The organism is Sedimentitalea nanhaiensis DSM 24252 (assembly GCF_000473225.1).
GTDB lineage: Bacteria > Pseudomonadota > Alphaproteobacteria > Rhodobacterales > Rhodobacteraceae > Sedimentitalea > Sedimentitalea nanhaiensis.
The window spans coordinates 2,884,281-2,905,010 of record NZ_KI421509.1 but is presented as its reverse complement, the minus strand read 5'-3'; the positions used below and the strand labels follow the sequence as shown (position 1 = coordinate 2,905,010).

Here is a 20,730-nt window from a genome sequence, read left to right as displayed (position 1 = left end):
TAAACGAAAATTCCGTTGGATCAGTTGTTCATTTCCGAACGTATCTGCTGGCGCAAGACGTCAATGGGTACGTGTTTGCCTTCCTTCTTGAAGCACCAGTAGGTCCAGCCATTGCAGCTGGGTGCTTTTTCGTAGGCCGCGCCCACCTGATGGATCGATCCTTTGACGTCGGTGCCGACCAGTGTTCCGTCAGCACGCACCTTCGCCTTGAAGCGACCGTTCAGCGAATACAGGTCTTCGCCCGGACGCAACATGCCGCGTTCCACCAGCTGACCGAAGGGCACACGCGGCTCGGCGCGCTTGCTGGCGCTGACCTGCAATGCTTCGCGGTCGAATTTGCGCACATTAGCGATGCGTTTCTCGGCCACTTTGCGATAGGCCGCTTCGCGCTCGATGCCAATGAATTCGCGCCCCAGCATCTTGGCCACGGCCCCGGTGGTGCCGGTGCCAAAGAACGGGTCCAGCACCACGTCGCCCGGATTTGTCGACCCGACCAGCACCCGGTGCAGCAGGCTTTCGGGTTTCTGCGTCGGATGCGCCTTGTCGCCGTTTTCATCCTTGAGCCGCTCGTGCCCGGTGCAGATCGGCAGAACCCAGTCGCTGCGCATCTGGATACCTTCGTTCAGCGCTTTCAGCGCCTCATAGTTGAAGGTATATTTGCCGCCCTCTTCCTTGGACGCCCAGATCATCGTTTCATGGGCATTGGTGAACCGCTTGCCGCGGAAATTCGGCATCGGGTTGGATTTGCGCCAGACCACATCGTTCAGGATCCAGTAGCCGGCATCCTGCAACGCCGCCCCGACACGGAAGATGTTGTGATAGCTGCCAATCACCCAGATCGCCCCGTTGGGTTTCAGGATCCGGCGCGCAGCCTTGAGCCAAGCGCGGGTAAAGGCGTCATAGGCGGCAAAGGACGAAAACTGATCCCAATGGTCATCGACCGCATCGACCTGGCTGTTGTCGGGGCGGTGCAATTCCCCCTTGAGCTGCAGGTTATAGGGCGGATCGGCAAAAATCAGATCGACCGAGTTTTCCGGCAGATTGTTCATCACCTCGATGCAGTCGCCATCAAGAATCGTGTTCAACGGGAGCGCAGCCGCGCCCTGTGTCTTGGTCTTTGTCATTTTCTGCCTCTGAATCCGTGGCGCTTATTGCGCTCTGTGGTTGACAACAGGATGAGTCAAAGGCGATTCGCCGTCAAATCCTTTTTTGAATCAGTGACTTACAGATTTATCTTGCTACAAGATATTGTGGACAGGCTTAAACGAACGTCTATGGTGTGGGGTCACCCCCAGATTTTGAAGCGCCAACCTGTGACTTTTTGTTGGATAGCCGGCGTTGGTCTCCCAGCCGTACCCGGGGTGCTGTTGCGCCAAATCCACCATGATGCGATCACGTGCCGTTTTGGCCACAATCGACGCTGCCGCGATCGACACAGACCGAGCATCACCGCGCACCACCGCCTGCGACGGCAGGGTCAGACCGCGCGGGATCAGATTGCCGTCGATCAGCAAGAAATCCGGCTGCGGGTTCAGCGCCGCAACCGCGCGCTCCATCGCCAGGTGACTGGCGCGCAAGATGTTCATCTGGTCGATTTCGGTGACGCTGGCATGGGCGACGCTGACCTCGGCCCCGATCAGCAGTTCCGCCTCCAGCATCTCGCGTTTACGCGCCGACAGTTTCTTGGAATCGTTCAGCCCCTCTGGAACCGCCCGCAAGTCCAGCACAACCGCCGCCGCTGTCACCGGCCCGGCCAATGGCCCACGCCCGACCTCGTCGAGACCGGCAATGCGTAAATAACCGCGCTTTTGCGCCGCGCGTTCCAATGTGTCATCGGGATTCACCATGCCCCTTGCTGGCCCAGCAAGACGCCGTGCCGCAAGCCCGTTTTGCGGTCAAACCGCAAAAAATGGCCCGATCTCAGGACATCGCCGACCACTGCATCCCGGCTTCGGTCACGATGGCGTCAAGCCGGATATCGTGCGGCTGCGGATAGATCGTCCGCAGCCGCGCACCCTGAAACCCGACCCCGATGGCAAACGCCGGCGGCTGTAGCACCGCCAGCGTGCGGTCAAAGTATCCGCCGCCATAGCCCAGCCGATAGCCTTTGCCATCCCAGCCCACCAGCGGAGCAAGGGCAATCGTCGGGATTACAGTGTCATCGGTGTCAGGTTCCAGAATGTTCCAGTGTCCGCGCCGCATCGGCATGTCGATGGTCCAGGGCCGGAACACCAATGGCGCGGCGCGAGCCGCCACCACCGGCAGTGCCATGGTCGCGCCCCCCCGCATCAGGCGCAGCATCCACGGGCGCAGGTCGGCCTCTGACTTGATCGGCCAATAGCCAGACACCACCTGCCCCTTCAGATCGCCAAAGCGTTCCGCCAAAAGCGCGTCCAGATGTTTGGCCAAGGCCTGTGCAATCGGCAACCGTTGCGCCGCACCGGGGCGTGCCTCCAACAAGGCACCCCGCTGCGCCTTGCGCCAGAGGGCCACATCCTGTGCCTGTTGCCTGTCGGTCGCCAGCGGATCGAAATAATCGGGTGCAATCTCGGCAGCCATACAGGGTGACGACGCGTAGCCGCCTGGACGGTCGGTATCAGACATGGACGATCTCTCCCTCGGGGTATTTCAAAACGCTCAGCCGGGATTCGGCCTCGGCCACGATCCGCCGCAACCGTTGGGCGGCGGGCACGATATCGGTGATGGCCTGAACACTTTGCCCGGCAAAATGCGGCATCGCTTCAAGATCTCCGGTGGTGTTGCGCAACGGTGAATCGGTGCTGTAGCGCAGGATCGGTCTTTCGCCCTCGTGTGCGATCACCTCATGCCCCAGTTGCGCCGGGTCATGACCCAGCTGACGGTACCCCAGTGCATGCGTGACGCTGTTGCCGATCACCCGGACCGCCGCTTGAGCGGGCCAGTTCAGCACGAACACATCGGTCAACACCGTGTCGTCTGCCTGCGCCGTAACCACGTTGCGCTTGTGCGTATCATGGGCAAAGGATTCGTCCGTGGCCAGAAAGGCCGTACCGCATTGAATGCCCTGCGCGCCCAGCGACAGTGCCGCCACCATTCCGGTGCCGGTGGCGATGCCCCCCGTGGCGACAACCGGGACCGGCGACAGCGCCGCCACCGCTTCGACAAAGGCCAGCGTTCCGGTGCGGCCATGCACATGCCCGCCCGCCTCGACTCCCTGCGCGATCAGCACATCCGCCCCCGCATCCAATGCCGCCTGCGCCGCATCCAGCGTGCCGACCTGATGCAGCACCAGACAGCCCGCCTGTTTGACCCGTACCACGGCATCAGGCACGACATCCCAGAAAAACGTGAATGCGGGCACCTCCAGCGCAAGGCATCGATCGATCTGGCGGTCCAGCAGCCCCGGTTCCGTCGCCGCCGGGATCAGATTGACTGCAAAGCGGCGATCCGTGGCCGCCCGCAGCGCCGCCACCTCGGCTGCGATCAATTCCGGGTCTTCGCGCACCATGCCCAACATGGCGAACCCGCCCGCATTGGCCACTGCCGCTGCCAGCTCCCATCTTGAAACACCGCCCATCCCGGCCAGCAAAACGGGGACGTCACATCCCAATTGATCGCATAGCGGGGTATGCAAAACCGATGTTTTCATCTGAGATCCTCTCGGATGTGCCGTCTGTGCAATGGAGAATCCCACAAAAGCACATACGCCCACGTCGCTGCCTGTGCGCGCTTGGCTCGAACCGCCTTGGCAAACTGCAGATCGGTCATGTTGGCATCCTCTTGCAGCAGATCACAAAACAGGAACCGCACCGCGGGCTGCACCGGCATGATCCTGCACCGCAAAATGCAGCGATCGCGCGATGCGCTCGGCGCGCTCGATCACATGGCGCGCACCGGTGGGCGAACAGGTTTCACCAGCTGTTTCGCGAAACAGCTCCAGCCAGCGCTCGAAGTGCTCCCAGGTCACCGGCAGCGTCTGATGGGCCGGCACCGGTGCCCCGTGATATCGCCCGGTCATCAGGGCAACCGAAGACCAGAACGCCACCATGCGCTCCAGATGCGGCCCCCAATCGTCGATCCGACCGGCAAAGATCGGGCCCAAAACCGGATCGGCGCGCACCTTTTCATAAAACCGATGAACCAACGTCGTGAGGCGTTCGTCATCCAGACCGGTCTCGGCCATCAGCGCCGCCGTCATAGCGGGCCGGGCCGACAGGATTTGCGGATTGTCGGACATGGGCGCGGGCCCTCCCTGCCTGGTAGCCCTGCGATCAGGGGTTGTCTTCAGACGTAATCCAGTCAATAAGTATTGTAAATACCAATTTAGTGGATTCCCCTTTGCGCCTCACCTCATTCACCGACTACGGCCTGCGCGCCCTGATGCGCATCGCAAGCGCACCCGAGCAGGGTTTTTCCACCGCTGAGCTGGCCGAGGAATTCAACCTGTCACGCCATCACCTCAGCAAGATCGTGCAGCGTCTTGCCCAAGGCGGCATCGTGACCACGCGGCGCGGCGGCGGCGGCGGTGCCCGGCTGGCACGGCCCCCCCAGCAAATCAGATTGGGCGAAGTCGTGCGGCTATTGGAACAGGATCAGGCGCTGGTGAACTGTTTCGAACGCGACGGGGGGGCATGCACCATCACCGGGTGCTGCAAGCTCAGGGCGCGGCTGCGCTCGGCCGACGCGGCCTTTCTGGCCGATCTCGACCGCTCGACGCTGGCCGACATCGCCCTGCCCCAGCTCGCACCCCAACCGACCTGAATTCTGGCCCCGCCCTCTTGTGAAAGGCAACTGACATGGACACCTGGCTTCCCTCTCTGATCACCGAAACACCGCAGGACGGCTATGATCTGGCCGTGAAACTGTCCCGCGTCGCGGTCAAGCTGACCCAGCCCGATGCCGAGATACGCGACCGGCTACGACCGGAATATGCCCAGGATGCCGAGGCGCTGATCGCCGTCAGCCAGGTCGTCGCAACCCATTTCGCCACCGTCGCCGCAGCAAACGGGTATTGGAAACCGTCGAAATGATCCGAGTCACGCCAACTCCCGACGGGTTCACGGTCGACGCCGAGATCATCGGCAACGGCTTTGGCCTCGACCCGGAGCAGGTGCCGGGACTGATGCGGACAGGTCAAATCACCAGCCGCAGCGAAACCGGCGTCGATGCAGACGCCGGGCGTTTTCGGCTGACCTTTTTTTATGCCGGTCGCAGCCTGCGGCTGACGGTCGATCCCCAGGGGCGCATTCTGTCACGATCGTCCTTTGACAGCCCGATACGACCCGATACCGCCACGACACGATAAGGCCCTGCCCGACTCGGCCCCGTCCAAGCAGAGCATGCGAATCTGCGACCGCGCCGATGTCGAAATTCAGCGAATTCAGGCACCAAGGGCACCGACCCGCACCTTTTTTCCACAAATATTTAGACCGCAATGAAAAGTTGTGTAAAAAATCATTTGTGCAATTGTTGGGAACAATGCGGGGGAGATATGCAATGGGTGATTTGATGCGGCTGCTGGGTACTACACTTGTTTTGGGGCTGGCGGCCCTGCAACCTTTAGCGGTCAGCGCCCAAGTCACCGAACCGGCTACACAGGATGACACCGCCGCCCTGTCCGAACAGGCGGCCTCGTTCCGGCGCATCATTGCCCTGCTTGAAGAAGACATCGCCGCGCTTGAGGAAGATATCGCCAACGCCACAACCGAGCGCGAAGCGCAGGCCGAGCAACTGAAACAGGCCCAGGATGCCCTGGATCAGGCAGATGCGGCTCGTGCCGCCGCAGTCGAGGCCCGCAACGCGGCAGCGGCCGACCTGGCCGATCTGACGGCGCAAAGGGACGCGCTGACCGCCGATATCGACAGCGCCCGCCAACAGCTGCAAAGCCTGCGCAGCGAAGCCGACAGCACCCGGGACGCCAGCGTGCAGCACGCTGACCTGACAGCCGAAATCAAAGCAAAAGAGGCGCAGTTGGCCGAGGTCGCCGAAACCCTCAACGCCGCCCAGGCCGAAATGGCGCGCGCTGAATCTGACCGGGAAGAAGCCCGCGCACAACGCATGCAGATCCAGGACGAGGTCAACCAGTTGAACGACCAATTGTCCAAGGCCAGGGACGAGCTTGAGCAGATCGAAAACGACAACATACGACTCGCCACAGCCGGTGCTGAGGTCGAAACGGCGATGCAAGCCACCGCTGCCGCAAAGTCGGAGGCCGAAACCGCCCTGGCGACCCTGACAGCACAGTCCGACAACCTGCGCGCCCAGATCGAGACGGATCAGCAGACCCTGGCGGGCATGACGGAACAATCCGAAGCCCTGCGCAATCAGATCGAAACCGGCCAACAAGAACTTGCAGCGCTGACAGCAGATCTGGATCAACAGCGCACGGCCCTCGACGCCGGTCAGGCCGAACTGACCGCGCTGGAAACCCGCCGCGCCCAGGTCCTGGCCGAGTTCGACCAAACCGGGACGCAATCGACCGCCCTTGCCGATCTGCAAGACCGGATCGCACAGCGCAAAGCAGAGATCGCAGCGATGGAAGTGCGCGAAACCGAACTAACCGACCGCATCCAAACCCTTCAGACCGAGGCGCGCAACGCCGAAGAGCGCATTGCCACCCTCGCGGCGCAAGAGGCACAGTCGCAGGAGGCGGCGACAGCCAAGGCCGATGAACTGGCCCGGATTGAGACCGCAATTTCCGCCGCAACTGCTGACCGGCAATCCGCCGAGGCGGAACGAGATGCCGTTCTGGCCGATCTTGAACAGGCACTGGCGGACCGGAAAACTCAACTCGCCAACGCGGATCAGGCGCTGGCCGAAAAGGCCGATCTGGCAACTGCGGCCGAAGCCAGGCTGACCGAGACCCAGACCCGGTTACAGTCCGCGCAGGCGACATTGGCAGATACCGAGCAACAACAAGCCGACCTGACCGAACAGGTCGCTGCATTGCAACGTGATCAGGCGCAGGTGCAGCAGGAACTGGAAAAAAAGACTGCCGAGATGGCCCAGGCGGACATCGCCTCATCCGAGCGTCAGGCTGCGCTGGAAGAACAGAACGCGGCGTTGGCGCAGGCCGCCGAACAGGTTGAATCGGCCAAAACCGAACTTGCCGAACTGCAGACGAGCCTGGACCAACGCCAGGCCGCATTGGACGCCGCGCAGGCGGCGCTTGCACAAACCGCACAGCAACAGACGGATCTGTCCGCCCAGGTCGCCAGTTTGCAAGAGCAACAGGCCAGCCTGAAAAGCGACGTGCAGGTCAGTCAGGAAAGCCAGTCCGAAGAGGTGCAACAACTGCGGTCCCGACTGGCCGATCTGGGACAAAAGGAACAGACCAGCCGCGCGTCTCTGGCCGAAACCCAGGCCCAATCCGACGCATTGAAACAACAGCTTGAAGACGGGCGGGCCGCAATCGCAGACCTGCAAGCCCAGCGTGACCAGATGCAGGCCGGACTGGACGATCTGGCGAGTGCACGCGCCGACAGCGAAGCCCGGCTGGCCGCCCTGCAACAGCAGATCGCAGCGGCACAGGCCCGCTTGCCGGCGGCCCAGACCGGCACACCGACACCGCCCTCCGTCCCGCCGTCTCCGCCCCCGGCGGTCGGCGACGCCCGCCCGCCCGCCGTGGTTGCCGCAGCGCTTCAGGCTGCTCCGGGCTTGCCGTCCTCGGGCAGTGTCCAGGTCGGACGGCTGCAGACTCTTCTTGTCCAGGGGGCGTGCCCGATCGACGCCCTGCGGGAGTCTTTTGGCTCGATCAACCGGCAGACCCTTGTCTCGCTGGTCCGATCTCTGGGTCCCTGCTGACGCATTGAACTGATTGAATTGGAGTAGAAAATGAAACCCGCACGCATATTCCTGTTACAGACCCTGGCGCTTGTCGCCACGCTGACCTGCCTATTGACGCCCGCTCAGGCGCAGGGGTTCGAAAAGAACATCCTGACGGGCGGACCCAGCGGCACCTATATCCAGTTCGGTCGCAACATCAGCGACGCCGCCGCCAAATGCGGCATCACCCTGAACGTGCACGAAAGCGCCGGCTCGCTGGAGAACTTTCTGGGCGTGCGCAAACGCCGCTTTACCCAGCTGGGAATCGTCCAGTCCGACGTTCTGGAGTACCTCAAGACCTTTGCTGCCGACGATCCTGGCGTGGCACGCGCGATTCTGGGCGTTCGAATCGCCTTTCCGCTTTACAACGAAGAAGTCCATATCCTGGCCCGCCGCGACCTGAACTCGCTGGCAGATCTGAACGGCAAGACCGTCGCCATCGGCGTCGAAGACAGCGGCACCTTTCTGACAGCCTCGCTGGTTCTGGACCTGGCTCAGGTCAACCCGGAGGAACGGCTGTCCATCAATGCCGAGGATTCGCTGGCCGCCCTGCTGGCCGGTCAGATCGACGCGTTCTTCTACGTGGCTGGCGCACCGACCAAGATCTTCCAGTCGCCAGAAATCGATGCCGAACGCTTTCATCTTCTGCCAATCAACGACCCCACCCTGCAAGCGGTCTATCAACCCGGCGTGATCCCGGCCGGATCCTATCCGTTCCAGCAACAGGCGGTGGACGTGATCGCGGTCAAGGCGGTTCTCATGACCTATGAATACGACCCCGGCCGCAACCCCTATCATCGCGCCAGCTGCAAGGCGGTTTCCGACATCACCAATGTGATCGCCACCCGGTTCAACGAACTGCGCGAAACCGGCCACCCGAAATGGCAGCAGGTTGACCTGAACGATCTGCCGCCGGGCTGGAACATCGGTGCCTGTGTGAACGCCGGCCTTGATCCCAACTATACTCTCACATGTGAAGGCGACGCCCCGCCCGCCCTGCCACAGGCGACACCTGAAAGTGCCGCAAATTCGGCCTATCGGAAACGGATCTGCGCGTCGATCGGCTGTTGACGCGTTTCGACTTTAGAATGAGCCACTGCATATCGCGCTGAAATGTCTGCTTCCAAGGCCGCGACAGGCGTCCAGGGTTCAAGCCGACCTGTCTAGACTGCGCTGAGACACCCGCGCCCGGCCCCGATGGTCCGGGCGTTTTTCAGGGCGCGGGCAAGGTCACCGTGATTGCGCCGGGCAACGGTGGTACGCCGTCCTGCCCCGCGACCGGCCCCAGTTTGACCGCCGCTTGGGTGCCGAACAGGTCGGCAACTAACTTTGCGATCTCACGGTCGGTTTCATAGGCATGGGTGATCGTCGGCGCGACCGCGTTTCCGCCTTCCCCGCTGCGGGTGCTGAACTGAAAACCAGCCGACACCAGCCTCTCGGTCGCCAGCGTTTTCTGCGCGGGCGAAATGTCTGCGGGCAACAGGACAGTAACCTGCGGCGCAACCGGTGCAGGATCGTCAGAACCGGTTTGCGGATCAGCCCCCAACGGCTGCCACGCCGAAGCGGCATAGCGCCCGCCGACCGGATCAACGGCCAATACCCGCCAGATGCGCGCTTTGCCCAGATCATCGACCCGCTGTGCCGACAGTTTTTGTGGTGCCAGACGTCGTGCCGGGCCATCGGGCGTCTCGGCCAGTTCGACCAGATACAGCGGCGCATCGGCACCGTCACCTCCGGTCCAGATCAGTTCGCCGCCACCATCGGCCAACGGCCCGCCCAGCACCGGACGGGGTGCGGCCAGATCGCCGGTTTCCGGCGGCCCCAGTTCCGCCAGACGCCGCTTGCCGCTGCGCAGATTGGGTCCGGAAAGCTCGTACCACGCCCGTGCCAGGGCCAGGTCGCGGGGCACTCCGTCGCCGGTCTCATACAGCTGCCCAAGATAATACGCCGCCCGCGCCTCGCCCCGCAGGGCCGCACGGGCATAATCCAGCGGCGCGCCTGCCCCACCGTCCAGGGCCCGCTCCAGCAACGCCGCCCCACCGGGGTCTTCCAGCGGGGTCAGTGGCAGGTTCCGGGTCTCGTCCAGGGCCGGGGCGGGCTCGCCGGGCGTCTGGATCGGGGCCGTAGCCGGGGAGATTTCCGGCGCCGTCACCAGGTCCGGAGTTGCCGGCATCTGTGGCGCCTGATTACGGTCTTGCGGCAGAATCGCGCTATAGATCACAGCCCCCGCCAGCAACAGCGCCAGCGCGGCATCCAACCCATGGTCTATCGCTGCCAGTGTCAGGTTCCGTGCCGCCGGGCGCGCCGAGGACGAGCCCAAAGCGACCCCGGTCTCGGAGGCCCTTGTCTCTACTGGGATGGGCTGGTCCGGGTCTTGGTCGCCCGTATCGTGTTGCGACACCACGTCGGCAACCGCCGAACCTTCGGGCTGCTTAACCGAGGCCACCCGGTCAAAGAGTTCCGGAAGATCCACCAGTTCGGAGTCATCCAGCCGATAGGGCCTATCGCCCTCATCCGACTTCTCGGCCCTTGGCGGATCCTCTTCGATTTCGACTGCGGCATCCTCACCGGCATTGCCGGTTCCGGTCTGGGCCGTGTCCTGTTGCGCACCACTTGGACGGGCCAGCCTGGATGCCATGACCGATTCCATGATCTCGGCTTCTTCCGGCTGGGCTGTCTCGGGATCGGCCTGTTCCGCAAGCTCGGTGACAGAGCGATCCCTGGCGATCAGGGGCTGATCTTCTGGGTCATTTTGCAGCGGTGGATGGGTCACCAACCGGATCCGCTGTGCCCGCTGGCCTGACCGGCCAATGGTCACGGGGCTCGATGGCAGCGGCGCATCGCGGGGCGGTGTCACCTCGGTCCCCTCTGCGGTCAGGGTCACCGGCAGATGCGCCATCATCCCGTTCTCTGCGGCCTCGGCAAGAAATGTGTCCAGATAGGCGGAATCGATCGTGTCTACCTCGTCGCCAAATGCCGCAACCAGTGACAGTTCGCAGACCACATTGATCAGCCGCGGCACACCGCCCGACACCTGGTGAACGCGCATCAGCGCGCCGTCATCGAAAATGTCGCGGGTGGCCCCTGCTACCTTCAACCGGTGACGCACATAATTGACAGTGTCCTCGGCGGACATCGCCCCCAGATGAAACGCCGCGCCGACCCGCTGGGCGATCTGGTTGTTGTTGGGTTGTCGCAACCGGTCGCGTAACTGCGGCTGGCCGACCAGAAACAGCATGAACAACGAATCCTTGCCAGCGTTGATGTTGGTCAACATGCGCAACTGTTCCAGATCGGGGTCCGAGACGTTCTGCGCCTCGTCCACGATCAGCACACAGCGCCGCCCGGCGGCATATTCCGATACCACAAAATCCTGAAACACCCGGAACAGCGCGACCTCGCTGCCGCTGGCCTTTAGGTCAAAGGCGTTCAGGATCCACTGGTACAGCCCGCCCATGCCGCTCCAGTAATTCGAGATCAGCCCCACGGTCATATCCGTCGGAGCCTCTTCGAGAAACTGTTGCAGCAAGGTGGTCTTGCCCGCACCGACATCTCCGGTCACAACGGTGATCGGCACCAGTTGTTCGATCCCGAATGCCAGAATGCTGGCGGCACGGCGATGCTGCTTGTTCCAATAGATGAAAGCTGGATCAGGGGTGATCTTGAAGGGCAGCGCGTTCAGGCCAAAAAAAGATTCATACATGGCGCGATCCCGACACCCAGTGCAACCCTGACCGATCTGTCCCCCGAATAAGCAGCGACATACATCCTCCGGCCATCAATTAGCCGCACCACCCTAGCAACCGCTGCGCCGGGAAACAATCGTGGCGGCAAATGCACCACATATATCAATAAGGCACCAACTGCGGCCTAGCTGTGATCCTCCACCATTGCCGCCAGCCCTTCGCGATAGGTCGGGTACAATAGGTCGACCCCCAGATCGCGCTTGATCCGGTCGTTTCGGACCCGCTTGTTTTCGGAATAGAAACTGCGCGCCAACGGGGTCATCTCGACCTGATCAAAATCCTGCGCTGGGGGCAGCGGCAAACCCAGCAGCGCTGCGGCATGTGCGATGACCTCCTGCGGCGGGGCCGGGTCATCGTCGCACAGGTTATAGACCGCGCCGGGATCGGGCCGGGCAATCGAGACCGCCAGGGTCTGCGCAATATCATCGACATGGATACGCGAAAACACCTGCCCTGGCTTGATGATCCGTCGTGCGGTGCCATTTCTCACCTTGGCAAATGGTCCGCGACCGGGACCGTAAATGCCCGCCAATCGAAAGATATGCAGCGGCAGGCCTTCAATCGCGGACCAGTCTTTCTCCGCCTGCACCCGCCAGCGGCCCCGGCGCGTGCCAGGGGTCAGCGGCGTGGTTTCATCGACCCAGTCCCCGCCATGGTCGCCATATACCCCCGTTGTCGACAAATACCCGACCCAACGCAGATCGGCAGCGGCGAGCCGCTCGCGCAGCGCCTGCAACACCGGGTCGCCATCGGCGCCGGGCGCAACCGACACCAGAAGATGGGTGGCCTCATCCAGCGCCTCACTGAGCGCGGAGTGGCTGTTCCCAGCCGGAAACACCAGCGTCTCAACGCCGGAGGCACGCAACGCAGGTGCCTTGTCTTCCGACCGGGTGGTGCCGATGATACGCCAGCCGCGTGGCAGAAGACGGCGCGCCAATGCTTGCGCCGAATATCCGTGTCCAATCGAAAGCAGGGTTTCAGTCATGCCCCTAGATTGTCCGGACCAACGCCAAATACAAGAGCCGCGCGATGGGTGTTTTGACGCGGACCCTCGCAACGCCGCTTGCTCCGCCCCCCGGTTGGGCATTGACGGACAAATCTGGTGAGGTCCGGATTTCGCCTTATCGCAAATGGATTTATCCTGCGGCTTCCGTGACCTATATACCAAGAGCCGCGCAACGATTATGCGCCGTGTATGCGCCGTGCGATACGGATTTGGATTTCTGTAATCTGGCGGTCGACGTCCCGCACCATGAGCGACGGCCCCAGGTGTTTCCGGCGAGTCCCCGGCAATCCGCCAGGGAAGCGGTACAGCCGTCGACGTTTGCCGCTCGGCAGTGGCGGCCAAGCCATCCCGGGATCGAACCGGATTGAAAGCGGTCCACACCGCGACTACGCGATGTGGGATGACCCGTTTGTGGTCTTGCCCTTCGTAGGAGCAAAGCGGCACATGACATCCAGGTATCGTGCTGGATACGTGACATGTATCCCCATTAGCCGTTTGGGCGGCTTAACCCTCGACCGTCCAACCCGCTGGGTCACTCGCACTCTCGCAAGGCCCTGAAAGCGCTGGGTTAGTGATGAACCGGCCATCTTAAACCAAAGGCGCGAGGCCCATGAAATAACGCCGCGAACCGGGTCAAGTGCGCGCGGGTGCCGTGTTCCTTGCGATCAAAGGCCTAGCCGCGCAATTCACCGCCTGTGGCCTTGGCCACTTTGTCAACGATCTTGGCGCTGACCGCTTCGATATCCGACTCTTTCAGGGTTTCCCGGGTCGGCTGCATCCGGACCGTTACGGCGAGAGATTTCTTGCCTTCGCCAAGGTTGCCTCCGATGTATTCGTCAAACACCCGAACGCTTTCAATCAGCGCCTTGTCGGCCCCCGAGGCGGCATTGACCAATGTCAGCGCCTCGACGCGCGCATCCACCACAAAGGCGAAATCACGCTCGACCGCCTGCAAGTCCCGCAGCACGAGCGCGGGGCGGGTGGCACCGCTCTTGCGTGGCAAAGGCACCTCATCGGGCCAGATGGAAAAGGCCATCGCAGGCCCTTTGATATCCATCGCAGCCAGAACCTTGGGGTGCAGCTCGCCGAATATGCCCAATACCTTTTTTGGACCGAGACAGATCTGACCATGTCGGCCCGGATGCCACCATTCACGCCCATTGCGCAGGATCTGCACTTTGGCGGGGGCACCGATCGCGGCCAGAACCGCCTCGGCATCCGCCTTGATGTCGAAAACGTCGACCGCGCGCGCGGCGCCCTGGACATCTTTGGGACCGTTACGCCCAATCAGTAGCCCGGACACCATGCTGCGCTGTTGGCCCGGCTCTCCGCCATGAAACGCCGGGCCGACCTCGAACAAGGCAAGATCCATGAATCCGCGCGCTTGGTTGCGTGCCGCCGCCAGCAGAAGGCCGGGCAACAGGTCCGGGCGCATATGGCTCATTTCCGAACTGATAGGATTTTCCAGCATGCTGGCGTCATCGCCGCCGCCGAAAAGCGCCGCGCTGGCCTGATCAATAAAGGAATAGGTGACGCATTCGTTGTAACCCAGCGCCGCACAGCTGCGCCGGGCGGCTTGGTGACGCCGTTGCGTCGGTGTCATCACCGGGCGTGGCACACCTGGCGTCAGGCGCGGCAGGGGACGGCCCTGCAACTGGGTCAGGGACGCAACGCGCGCAACTTCTTCGACCAAGTCCGCTTCGCCCTGCACATCGGGGCGCCAACTGGGGACATGGGCCATATTACCCTCAAGCCTAAATCCCAGGCGGGTCAGCGTCTGGCGCTGCTCGCTCTCGGGAATCCGCATCCCGACCAGGCTCTGAACCCGCTCGGCATCCAGCTTGTAGGCGCGGGAATGATCGGGCACAGCGCCGGCGATTACCACATCGGATGCCTCGCCGCCGCACAGGTCCAGGATCATCTGCGTTGCCAGCTCCAGCCCCTCCAGGGTGAATTGCGGGTCAATACCACGTTCAAACCGGTACCGCGCGTCCGAGTTGATTTTCAGCGCCCGGCCCGTGAGCGCGATCTGAACATGATCCCAGAACGCACTTTCCAAAAAGACATCCACCGTGTCCTCGGTGACACCCGTTTCCTGCCCGCCCATGATTCCAGCAATGCTTTCGGGGCCGTTGTCATCGGAAATGACCATCATGCCCTTAGCGATTGTATAGGCTTTTTCGTCCAGCGCCGTGAGGGTCTCTCCGCCCATGGCCCGATGCACCCGTAGCCCGCCAGCCACCTTTCCCGCGTCGAACACGTGCAGAGGGCGGTTTCGGTCGAAGGTGAAATAGTTGGTAATGTCGACCAGCGCCGAGATCGGTCGCAGCCCGATGGCCCGCAACAGATCTTGCAGCCATTGCGGCGAGGGCCCGTTTTTGACGCCCCGGATCACCCGACCGCTGAACAGCGGGCAACCATCCAGCGTATCCGCCTCGATGGTCACCGGAACCGGGCAAGGGAAATCTCCCGGAACGGGTGCATAGTCGCGCGACTTCAACGCGCCAACGCCGCGTGCCGCCAGATCACGGGCAATACCCTGCACCCCCAGCGCGTCGGGCCGGTTCGGCGTTATCGCGATCTCGATCACAGGATCGACCTTGGCCGGATCGTTTTCCATCAGCCAATCGACGAACCGTTCACCAACCTCGCCGCTGGGCAGTTCGATGATGCCGTTATGTTCGTCTGACAGTTCCATCTCACGTTCGCTGGCCATCATACCAAAGCTCTCGATGCCGCGAATCTTGCCGACGCCGATGGTGATGTCGATACCCGGCACATAGACGCCGGGTTTGGCGACCACGACAGTGATACCCTCGCGCGCATTGGGAGCACCGCAGACGATCTGCAGTTCACCTTCGTCGGTGGCCACCTTGCAGATCTTCAGGCGATCGGCCTCAGGGTGCTTTTCCGCATACATGACCTTGCCAATAGTGAAATCGGCCAGCCGCGCTGCCGGATTGGTCACCTCTTCGACTTCGAGCCCCAGATCCGTGAGCGCGTAGACGATCTCGTCTAAGCTAGCTTGGGTATCCAGATGGTCTTTCAACCAGGAAAGCGTGAATTTCATGCGACAGGCCCCTGCGCTGGAAAATGCGTCGGACTGGCAATGGCAAAGATTGACCCAAGGTGCAAGCAATAGGGCGCTATGTGGGGCAGGCACAGGCAATAAGGGTATGGTGACCGGGAACGATCAGACAGATAGACAGGGGTGTTGCATTCGACCGAATTTCCCAGTAACCACGCGGCAGTTAATTTGCGGTTGCTGCAAATGCAGCCTAGCGATTGCCCCTATAGCTCAGCTGGTAGAGCAACTGATTTGTAATCAGTAGGTCCGCGGTTCGAGTCCGTGTGGGGGCACCATTTTTATCCAGATAAATCAGATAGTTATCGCGAAAACCAAATGACTTGGTTTTACAGTTTCGGACCCTAAGGTCGAATTTTGAGATTTTTCGTGAATCGTGATCGAATGTTACAGTTTGGAGCGATTTTAAAGCGATAACAGCTCATCTATCCTCAGTTCCCGCCCATTCGTATCAACAAACCGATCAAGGCTGATGTCCCCCGATAGAAAGATGTCAGCCTTGCGCTTGCCCATGACCTCTTCGACAAAACCACGCGGCTGACGGCGCAACCATTGCTCATAGGATGGTTCGACCACATCGTCCCCGCTTACGAATACGGGCACCATGACCGAACGGCAGTTGAAATGTGCCGGGGGTCGTGGCCCTTCGAAGGGTTGATAGACCTCGCCAGACCGGGCGCGACAGATCGCGGATGTCTTGCCATCCAGAACCGATGTCCACCGCAAGCCGCGCAGGTCATCAAGATCAGCGCTTGCCACATTGTCCAGAACAGTTGCCTGAGCGTGGGCGTAGATAGTCCGCGCGGTGCCCAGTACATATTTTGCCGTGCGGGGGAAAACGGTTTGCCGCAAGCCGCCTATCACTTGGCCGACACCTTGCCCCGCTGTGACCGCAGAGCGCACCAGACGCGCCGTGCGGGTCGTGTCGGACGATTGCAGCGCGGCCAAGTGCCCATCGACGGTCATCCGCGTTCGCCACGTGGCAGATCAGCAGGAACAGGCGGCTTCGCCGCCTGATCTGCAAATCAACCCTGATTTTCCGAAAGGGAAGTCAGAAAAATCGAAACCAAAGGCAGTGCGATGTGGCGTTCAGGGACACAAAAAAGGAAAGGTTCTGTCGCAAATGGAAGAACTATGTGTCGCCTGACAAAAGGGAAGTGGCGGACCGAGGAGGAAGCGGTGTTCTCCCTGTTTCCAACGGCTTGACCCGTCGAACCGCCCCCGAAACCCCCTTTGAAACATCACAACAAAGCGCGCCTCTGTCGAACTACGTTCCGCATACATCGCAAGCGGTCAAGTTCGTCGTGAAGTGTATCGCCGCGCTCGACGAATACGATATTGAGGAATTGGCTAATGAAATCTGGAATGAAGCCGACCAAGAGCTTGCGGACAAACTGCGCGAGGAAAGCAGTATCAACCGCGAAGTCTATGGGTCCAAGTCCCTGTTTGCCGAGGTCGCCGAGGAATACCGCCGCAACCGGGCGGATGATCCGCATCCTGAAATCGAGTGCGATCTTCCTGATTTTGACGATCCCGATTTTCTGACCAAGCTGCACACCGACAACGCGCCTCTGGCCGATAGAAAGCAGCTTTTTGTCCGGTTGTGGAATGGATTTGAGAATGAGGACAAGCGGGCCTTCATGTCGCGTGTGGACCCGAACGGCGTGTTCCGGCAGGTGGCGGCATGAGCGACTTTGACAACGTGACACCGATGCGAAGCGATCCGGCGCTATTGAAGCCGAAAGCCAAGGCATTGCTGGCGGCGGCAACATGGGCGGGAAATTTTGAGCCGTCCTTGGACCGGGATTATCTCGTCAAGGGTTGGTTGGATAAGGGAACGCTCACTGTTGTCTTTGGCCCGTCCAACGTGGGTAAATCGTTCTTTGCGCTCGACTTGGCGCACCACATTTCCAAGGGCGAAGCATGGGGCAATCGCCGGGTCAACAAGGGCAATGTTCTCTACATCGCGGCGGAGGGCGGGTCGTCCTTCCCGAACCGGGTTTCCGCTTTGGATGATCCCGAATTTTGGGTCATTGCCGCGCCGGTGACCTTCGCGGGCAAAGCATCCGATGCGCCCTCAATGGTCGAAATGGTGCAGCACTTGGCATCACAAACGGGCCGGTTTGATCTCATCGTGGTTGATACCTTGTCTCGCGTGATGGGTGATGGCGATGAAAACACCGCGCCGGATATTGCTGATCTGGTCAGAAATCTCGATGTGCTGCGTCGGGGAACCGGATCGAATATCATGCTGATCCACCACTCCGGCAAGGATGTTGCGCGTGGTGCCCGTGGTCACTCGTCCCTGAGGGCTGCGGTTGATACCGAAATCGAGCTGACCCGTGATGAGCTGGGGGTGATCACCGCAGAGGTGACCAAGCAGCGGGACGGACCTACCGGCTATAAGTTCAACTATTCCCTGCGCCAGATTGAGCTTGGCCGCGATCAGGATGGTGATCCTGTCACGACATGCCTTGTAGAACCGAGCAAAGATGCAAAGAGTGATCGATTGGGAGTCAGCGGCCCGGCTCTTGCCGCTCTCAATGTCCTAGAAGTAATTCTTCAAGAGCGTGGTGAATGCTTGCGCGACCCCAGATATCCCGGCACGCCATGCATTGCTCACAAAGACTGATTGGAAGATTGTGTTAACAGTGGTCAACTATCCACCTCGCAAAAGCGCGAAACCCACCGGCGGGTTTTTAATCGGGAAGTTAAAAACCTGAAAAAAATGCGGATTGATCTGCGTTCGTGACGATCTAGTTTGGCGGCTCGATAATTCTAATAGGCTCTGATCTTGGCCCCCGGGTCCAGTCAGTAAGGGAGGGCAGCAGGTCGACACAATAGTTTGGTTGTTTACCTGAAGCTCTCCTTACCAAATGCTGCATGTCCCAAGCATTCCGACTATCGGGCGTTGCTGCTAAACGCGGTGAGTGCAGGGGGCCTCGTGGTGCTAGAAGCTAGGGGCTGCCAAGTAGACGATGCTGTCGACACTACTTTCCGCCCAGTAGGTCTTTTAGATTTAGATCAATCTTAACCGAAACGATTTGGGACAGCTTGGTAATAAGCCCTTCACTAGGCCGAACCTTTATCGTTTTGCGAAAGGCTTCTCCCCCTTCGGACAGTTCGGTTGTAAACTCCCCTTCCATGACATATCCCTCGATTTTTAGCTGAGCCATGGTTTCACGCAAATTTTCAGCATCAGGAACGATAGTGTTCTTCGACAACTCATGCCCCTGAACCTGTGCCAAATTGAAGCTGGCTGCGATATCTTCTTCCGACGATACGTTTCGGTCGATTAAACCAAGCGCGAGACGGTCGGTTGGAGGAAAAAAGTACTGAAAGATGTCAAGATCCTTTAGTCGCGACTGGATTTCATCGATTTGTTTGTTTTTGTGAAAGAGCTCCCAATCTGCTTCCGTTAATTCGTAAGTCGGAATTGGACAAATGCCCTGCGCTCTATCGCCAGCCAAATTGTCCACCTGAGAAAATTGCGTAAGTACGTCAGCCGCAGATTGCAGGTAGTTGCCGTCGACGGGCGAAGAAACCTTTCCCCAATCAAATGCAATGAATTGGTCGACCACACTTAGGACAATGGTGCTAATTCTCAGGGAACTCATCTTTACCCCCGTAAGCAGTCCTTTCGCTTCTGGGCCTAACATCTCAGTGAGTTGATCTTTACCATCTTCACCGGCTTGGAAAAGCTCTACTGCTTGAAGAAGCTTGCCTAATTCCAGAGCTCCACTTTCGGTAAAGAACATGCTTCGTGCTGCGTGCGCCAAATCTATCGCAAGAGGTCTTGCCACTAAGACCCTCATACTAGGCATCGTGGCCTGCACATCACCCCTCATAAGCGCTGAAATGCGTGGATTGAATTCGCTCGATACGAGGACGATACGTTTGCCCTTATCATCAACTCCGATAGCTTCGACGGGATGAACCAGCCCGCTCGCCCCTATGATTTCCTTTGCACCGCGGTGCTCCGTGCCCAACGCTGTGCAGAATGCGTCCCAAATTGGGGGGGTGTCTTCGATTTCTTCGCTCATGGGGTCGATTTTTCCACCGACTATTCAAATGATATTTGTATCTGCGATGGCAGGTTAGAGCGGTAACCGGGATTGTCGAGGCTACATCGTCGAGCTTCCCCATCAAAATAGACCCATCGGATATCGATCAGAGACCACCCAGAATACCGCTTATCGCTGGGCTACTAGCGTCTGCGACAGCTAGGTCGAAGGGTGAAAGGTCTGCGCAATCGGTGTTCGCTGTTTGCGTCCACCGCCACCCGACAGGACGCGTCCAACTGAGCGTGATATGCGAGTTTTGGTGGGGAAGAGAGTGCCAACCGCACCATTGGGGGCTCTGCGAGTCCTCTCCGTGACTCTTGGGGCTGTTCCTGGAGCGTGGGACGCTGGCCTATCAAGCAAGCCGCAAATTTCCAATACAGACCATGAGAGCGGTCCGCCGCTAAGCGAGTCACTGAGCGCGGGTTATGCGGCTTGGCGGGAAAGGGGGCCGGAGGGGCCTAGAGGCGCTCTGTAAGTCCTCTCTGCGGCTCTCAGAGCTAATTCTATTGCACAGGCCCCCATAGATCGCGGCATGCGGCGGATTCACCCTCCAAACAATAAGAGTTTCGCATGGGCAAGCTGCCGAGATCAACTAATGTCTTGCACGATTTGTCTGTTGCTCTGGTCCCTACGATAAGGTGCGGCTGGCTCGTGGTCGCATTTGAAAATCGGGACAAGCACAAAGTCTCAGGGTGTAGACCGGGACAAGGGGGACCCCCCTAAAGGGGGGTACCCTCCCCCCCTGTCCCACTCCACTATCACCGGGACAGGGTGGGACAGAGTGGGACAGGATCGTTTTGTCCCGCTTTGATCGGAGGTATGCGAACCGGTTGGTGATAGGCGTCGAGTGTTGGGTTTGGCTTGCGTAGCGTGCTGACGGAGCGGGGTGGCGCGCGCGGTCATTTTTTACCTCATCGAAGGGGCGGCTTGACAGCCTTGGGTCCTTCCCGGCCCCTTGGCTCATGCGGGTAATTCGCGCCCCATGTAATTGCTGTATATGGGGTATTATAATACCTACAGATTTGG

General features: G+C 60.4%; 17 protein-coding genes and 1 tRNA gene. 8 read left to right on the top strand and 10 right to left on the bottom strand.

The genetic code is table 11. From position 1 onward, the window contains the following. Positions 1–20: 20 nt before the first annotated feature. From NANH_RS0116095 to NANH_RS26455, 5 genes are all read right to left on the bottom strand, one after another. On the bottom strand, positions 21–1,124 hold the full coding sequence (locus tag NANH_RS0116095; RefSeq protein WP_027262958.1) for a site-specific DNA-methyltransferase: 1,104 nt from the start codon (positions 1,122–1,124) through the stop codon (positions 21–23). Between the two features lie 114 nt (positions 1,125–1,238). Further along, a complete protein-coding gene (locus NANH_RS0116090) occupies positions 1,239–1,847 on the bottom strand; it encodes a ribonuclease HII (RefSeq protein ID WP_027262957.1) in 609 nt (202 codons plus the stop codon). 73 nt (positions 1,848–1,920) lie between these two features. After that, positions 1,921–2,604, bottom strand: coding sequence for a 5-formyltetrahydrofolate cyclo-ligase (locus tag NANH_RS0116085; protein ID WP_027262956.1), 684 nt, complete (start codon positions 2,602–2,604; stop codon positions 1,921–1,923). After that, entirely contained in the window at positions 2,597–3,628 is a 1,032-nt protein-coding gene (locus NANH_RS26465) for an NAD(P)H-dependent flavin oxidoreductase (RefSeq protein WP_036049946.1), read from the bottom strand. Before NANH_RS26465 ends, NANH_RS0116085 begins: the two co-directional genes overlap by 8 nt. A 141-nt stretch (positions 3,629–3,769) precedes the next feature. Next, positions 3,770–4,216, bottom strand: a complete 447-nt coding sequence (locus NANH_RS26455; protein WP_051372479.1) for a group III truncated hemoglobin — start codon at positions 4,214–4,216, stop codon at positions 3,770–3,772. A gap of 101 nt (positions 4,217–4,317) precedes the next feature. Between NANH_RS26455 and NANH_RS0116070 the strand changes: the two genes are divergently transcribed. The 5 genes from NANH_RS0116070 to NANH_RS0116050 all read left to right on the top strand — a co-directional run bounded on the left by NANH_RS0116070 (position 4,318) and on the right by NANH_RS0116050 (position 8,874). Then, positions 4,318–4,740, top strand: a complete 423-nt coding sequence (locus tag NANH_RS0116070; RefSeq protein ID WP_027262955.1) for an Rrf2 family transcriptional regulator — start codon at positions 4,318–4,320, stop codon at positions 4,738–4,740. Positions 4,741–4,775: 35 nt separating this feature from the next. Continuing rightward, positions 4,776–5,009 (top strand): hexameric tyrosine-coordinated heme protein, encoded by a 234-nt coding sequence (locus NANH_RS0116065; protein ID WP_027262954.1) that lies wholly within the window; start codon positions 4,776–4,778, stop codon positions 5,007–5,009. Then, positions 5,006–5,284 carry a DUF6522 family protein gene (locus NANH_RS0116060; RefSeq protein ID WP_036049942.1) on the top strand — a complete coding sequence of 93 codons (279 nt, stop codon included), beginning with the start codon at positions 5,006–5,008 and terminating at the stop codon, positions 5,282–5,284. The genes NANH_RS0116065 and NANH_RS0116060 overlap by 4 nt, the downstream gene beginning before the upstream one ends. A 191-nt stretch (positions 5,285–5,475) precedes the next feature. Continuing rightward, positions 5,476–7,782, top strand: coding sequence for a coiled-coil domain-containing protein (locus tag NANH_RS0116055; RefSeq protein ID WP_027262952.1), 2,307 nt, complete (start codon positions 5,476–5,478; stop codon positions 7,780–7,782). A gap of 30 nt (positions 7,783–7,812) precedes the next feature. Further along, a complete protein-coding gene (locus tag NANH_RS0116050; protein WP_036049940.1) occupies positions 7,813–8,874 on the top strand; it encodes a TAXI family TRAP transporter solute-binding subunit in 1,062 nt (353 codons plus the stop codon). Positions 8,875–9,016: 142 nt separating this feature from the next. On the opposite strand, the gene NANH_RS27530 is transcribed toward NANH_RS0116050, so the two are convergent. The 3 genes from NANH_RS27530 to pheT all read right to left on the bottom strand — a co-directional run bounded on the left by NANH_RS27530 (position 9,017) and on the right by pheT (position 15,625). Further along, complete coding sequence (locus tag NANH_RS27530) at positions 9,017–11,506, bottom strand: AAA family ATPase (RefSeq protein ID WP_051372475.1); 2,490 nt, start codon at positions 11,504–11,506, stop codon at positions 9,017–9,019. A gap of 167 nt (positions 11,507–11,673) precedes the next feature. Continuing rightward, positions 11,674–12,534: an SDR family oxidoreductase gene (locus NANH_RS0116040; RefSeq protein WP_027262950.1), complete on the bottom strand. Its 861-nt coding sequence runs from the start codon at positions 12,532–12,534 to the stop codon at positions 11,674–11,676. 694 nt (positions 12,535–13,228) lie between these two features. Beyond that, entirely contained in the window at positions 13,229–15,625 is a 2,397-nt protein-coding gene (pheT, locus tag NANH_RS0116035) for a phenylalanine--tRNA ligase subunit beta (protein WP_027262949.1), read from the bottom strand. A gap of 217 nt (positions 15,626–15,842) precedes the next feature. On the opposite strand from pheT, the gene NANH_RS0116030 reads away from it, so the two are divergent. Continuing rightward, a tRNA-Thr gene (locus tag NANH_RS0116030) sits at positions 15,843–15,918 on the top strand. Positions 15,919–16,045: 127 nt separating this feature from the next. Here the strand turns inward: NANH_RS0116030 and NANH_RS27525 are convergent. Then, positions 16,046–16,606 (bottom strand): phage minor head protein, encoded by a 561-nt coding sequence (locus NANH_RS27525; RefSeq protein WP_027262948.1) that lies wholly within the window; start codon positions 16,604–16,606, stop codon positions 16,046–16,048. A 116-nt stretch (positions 16,607–16,722) separates the two neighbouring features. Between NANH_RS27525 and NANH_RS0116020 the strand changes: the two genes are divergently transcribed. Together NANH_RS0116020 and NANH_RS26440 are read left to right on the top strand one after the other, a co-directional pair. After that, complete coding sequence (locus tag NANH_RS0116020; RefSeq protein WP_211237099.1) at positions 16,723–17,328, top strand: hypothetical protein; 606 nt, start codon at positions 16,723–16,725, stop codon at positions 17,326–17,328. Further along, on the top strand, positions 17,325–18,272 hold the full coding sequence (locus NANH_RS26440) for an AAA family ATPase (protein ID WP_051372473.1): 948 nt from the start codon (positions 17,325–17,327) through the stop codon (positions 18,270–18,272). The genes NANH_RS0116020 and NANH_RS26440 overlap by 4 nt, the downstream gene beginning before the upstream one ends. Positions 18,273–18,630: 358 nt before the next feature. Here NANH_RS26440 and NANH_RS0116010 read toward each other — a convergent pair whose 3' ends face one another. Beyond that, a complete protein-coding gene (locus tag NANH_RS0116010; RefSeq protein WP_027262946.1) occupies positions 18,631–19,683 on the bottom strand; it encodes a hypothetical protein in 1,053 nt (350 codons plus the stop codon). Positions 19,684–20,730: the final 1,047 nt, after the last annotated feature.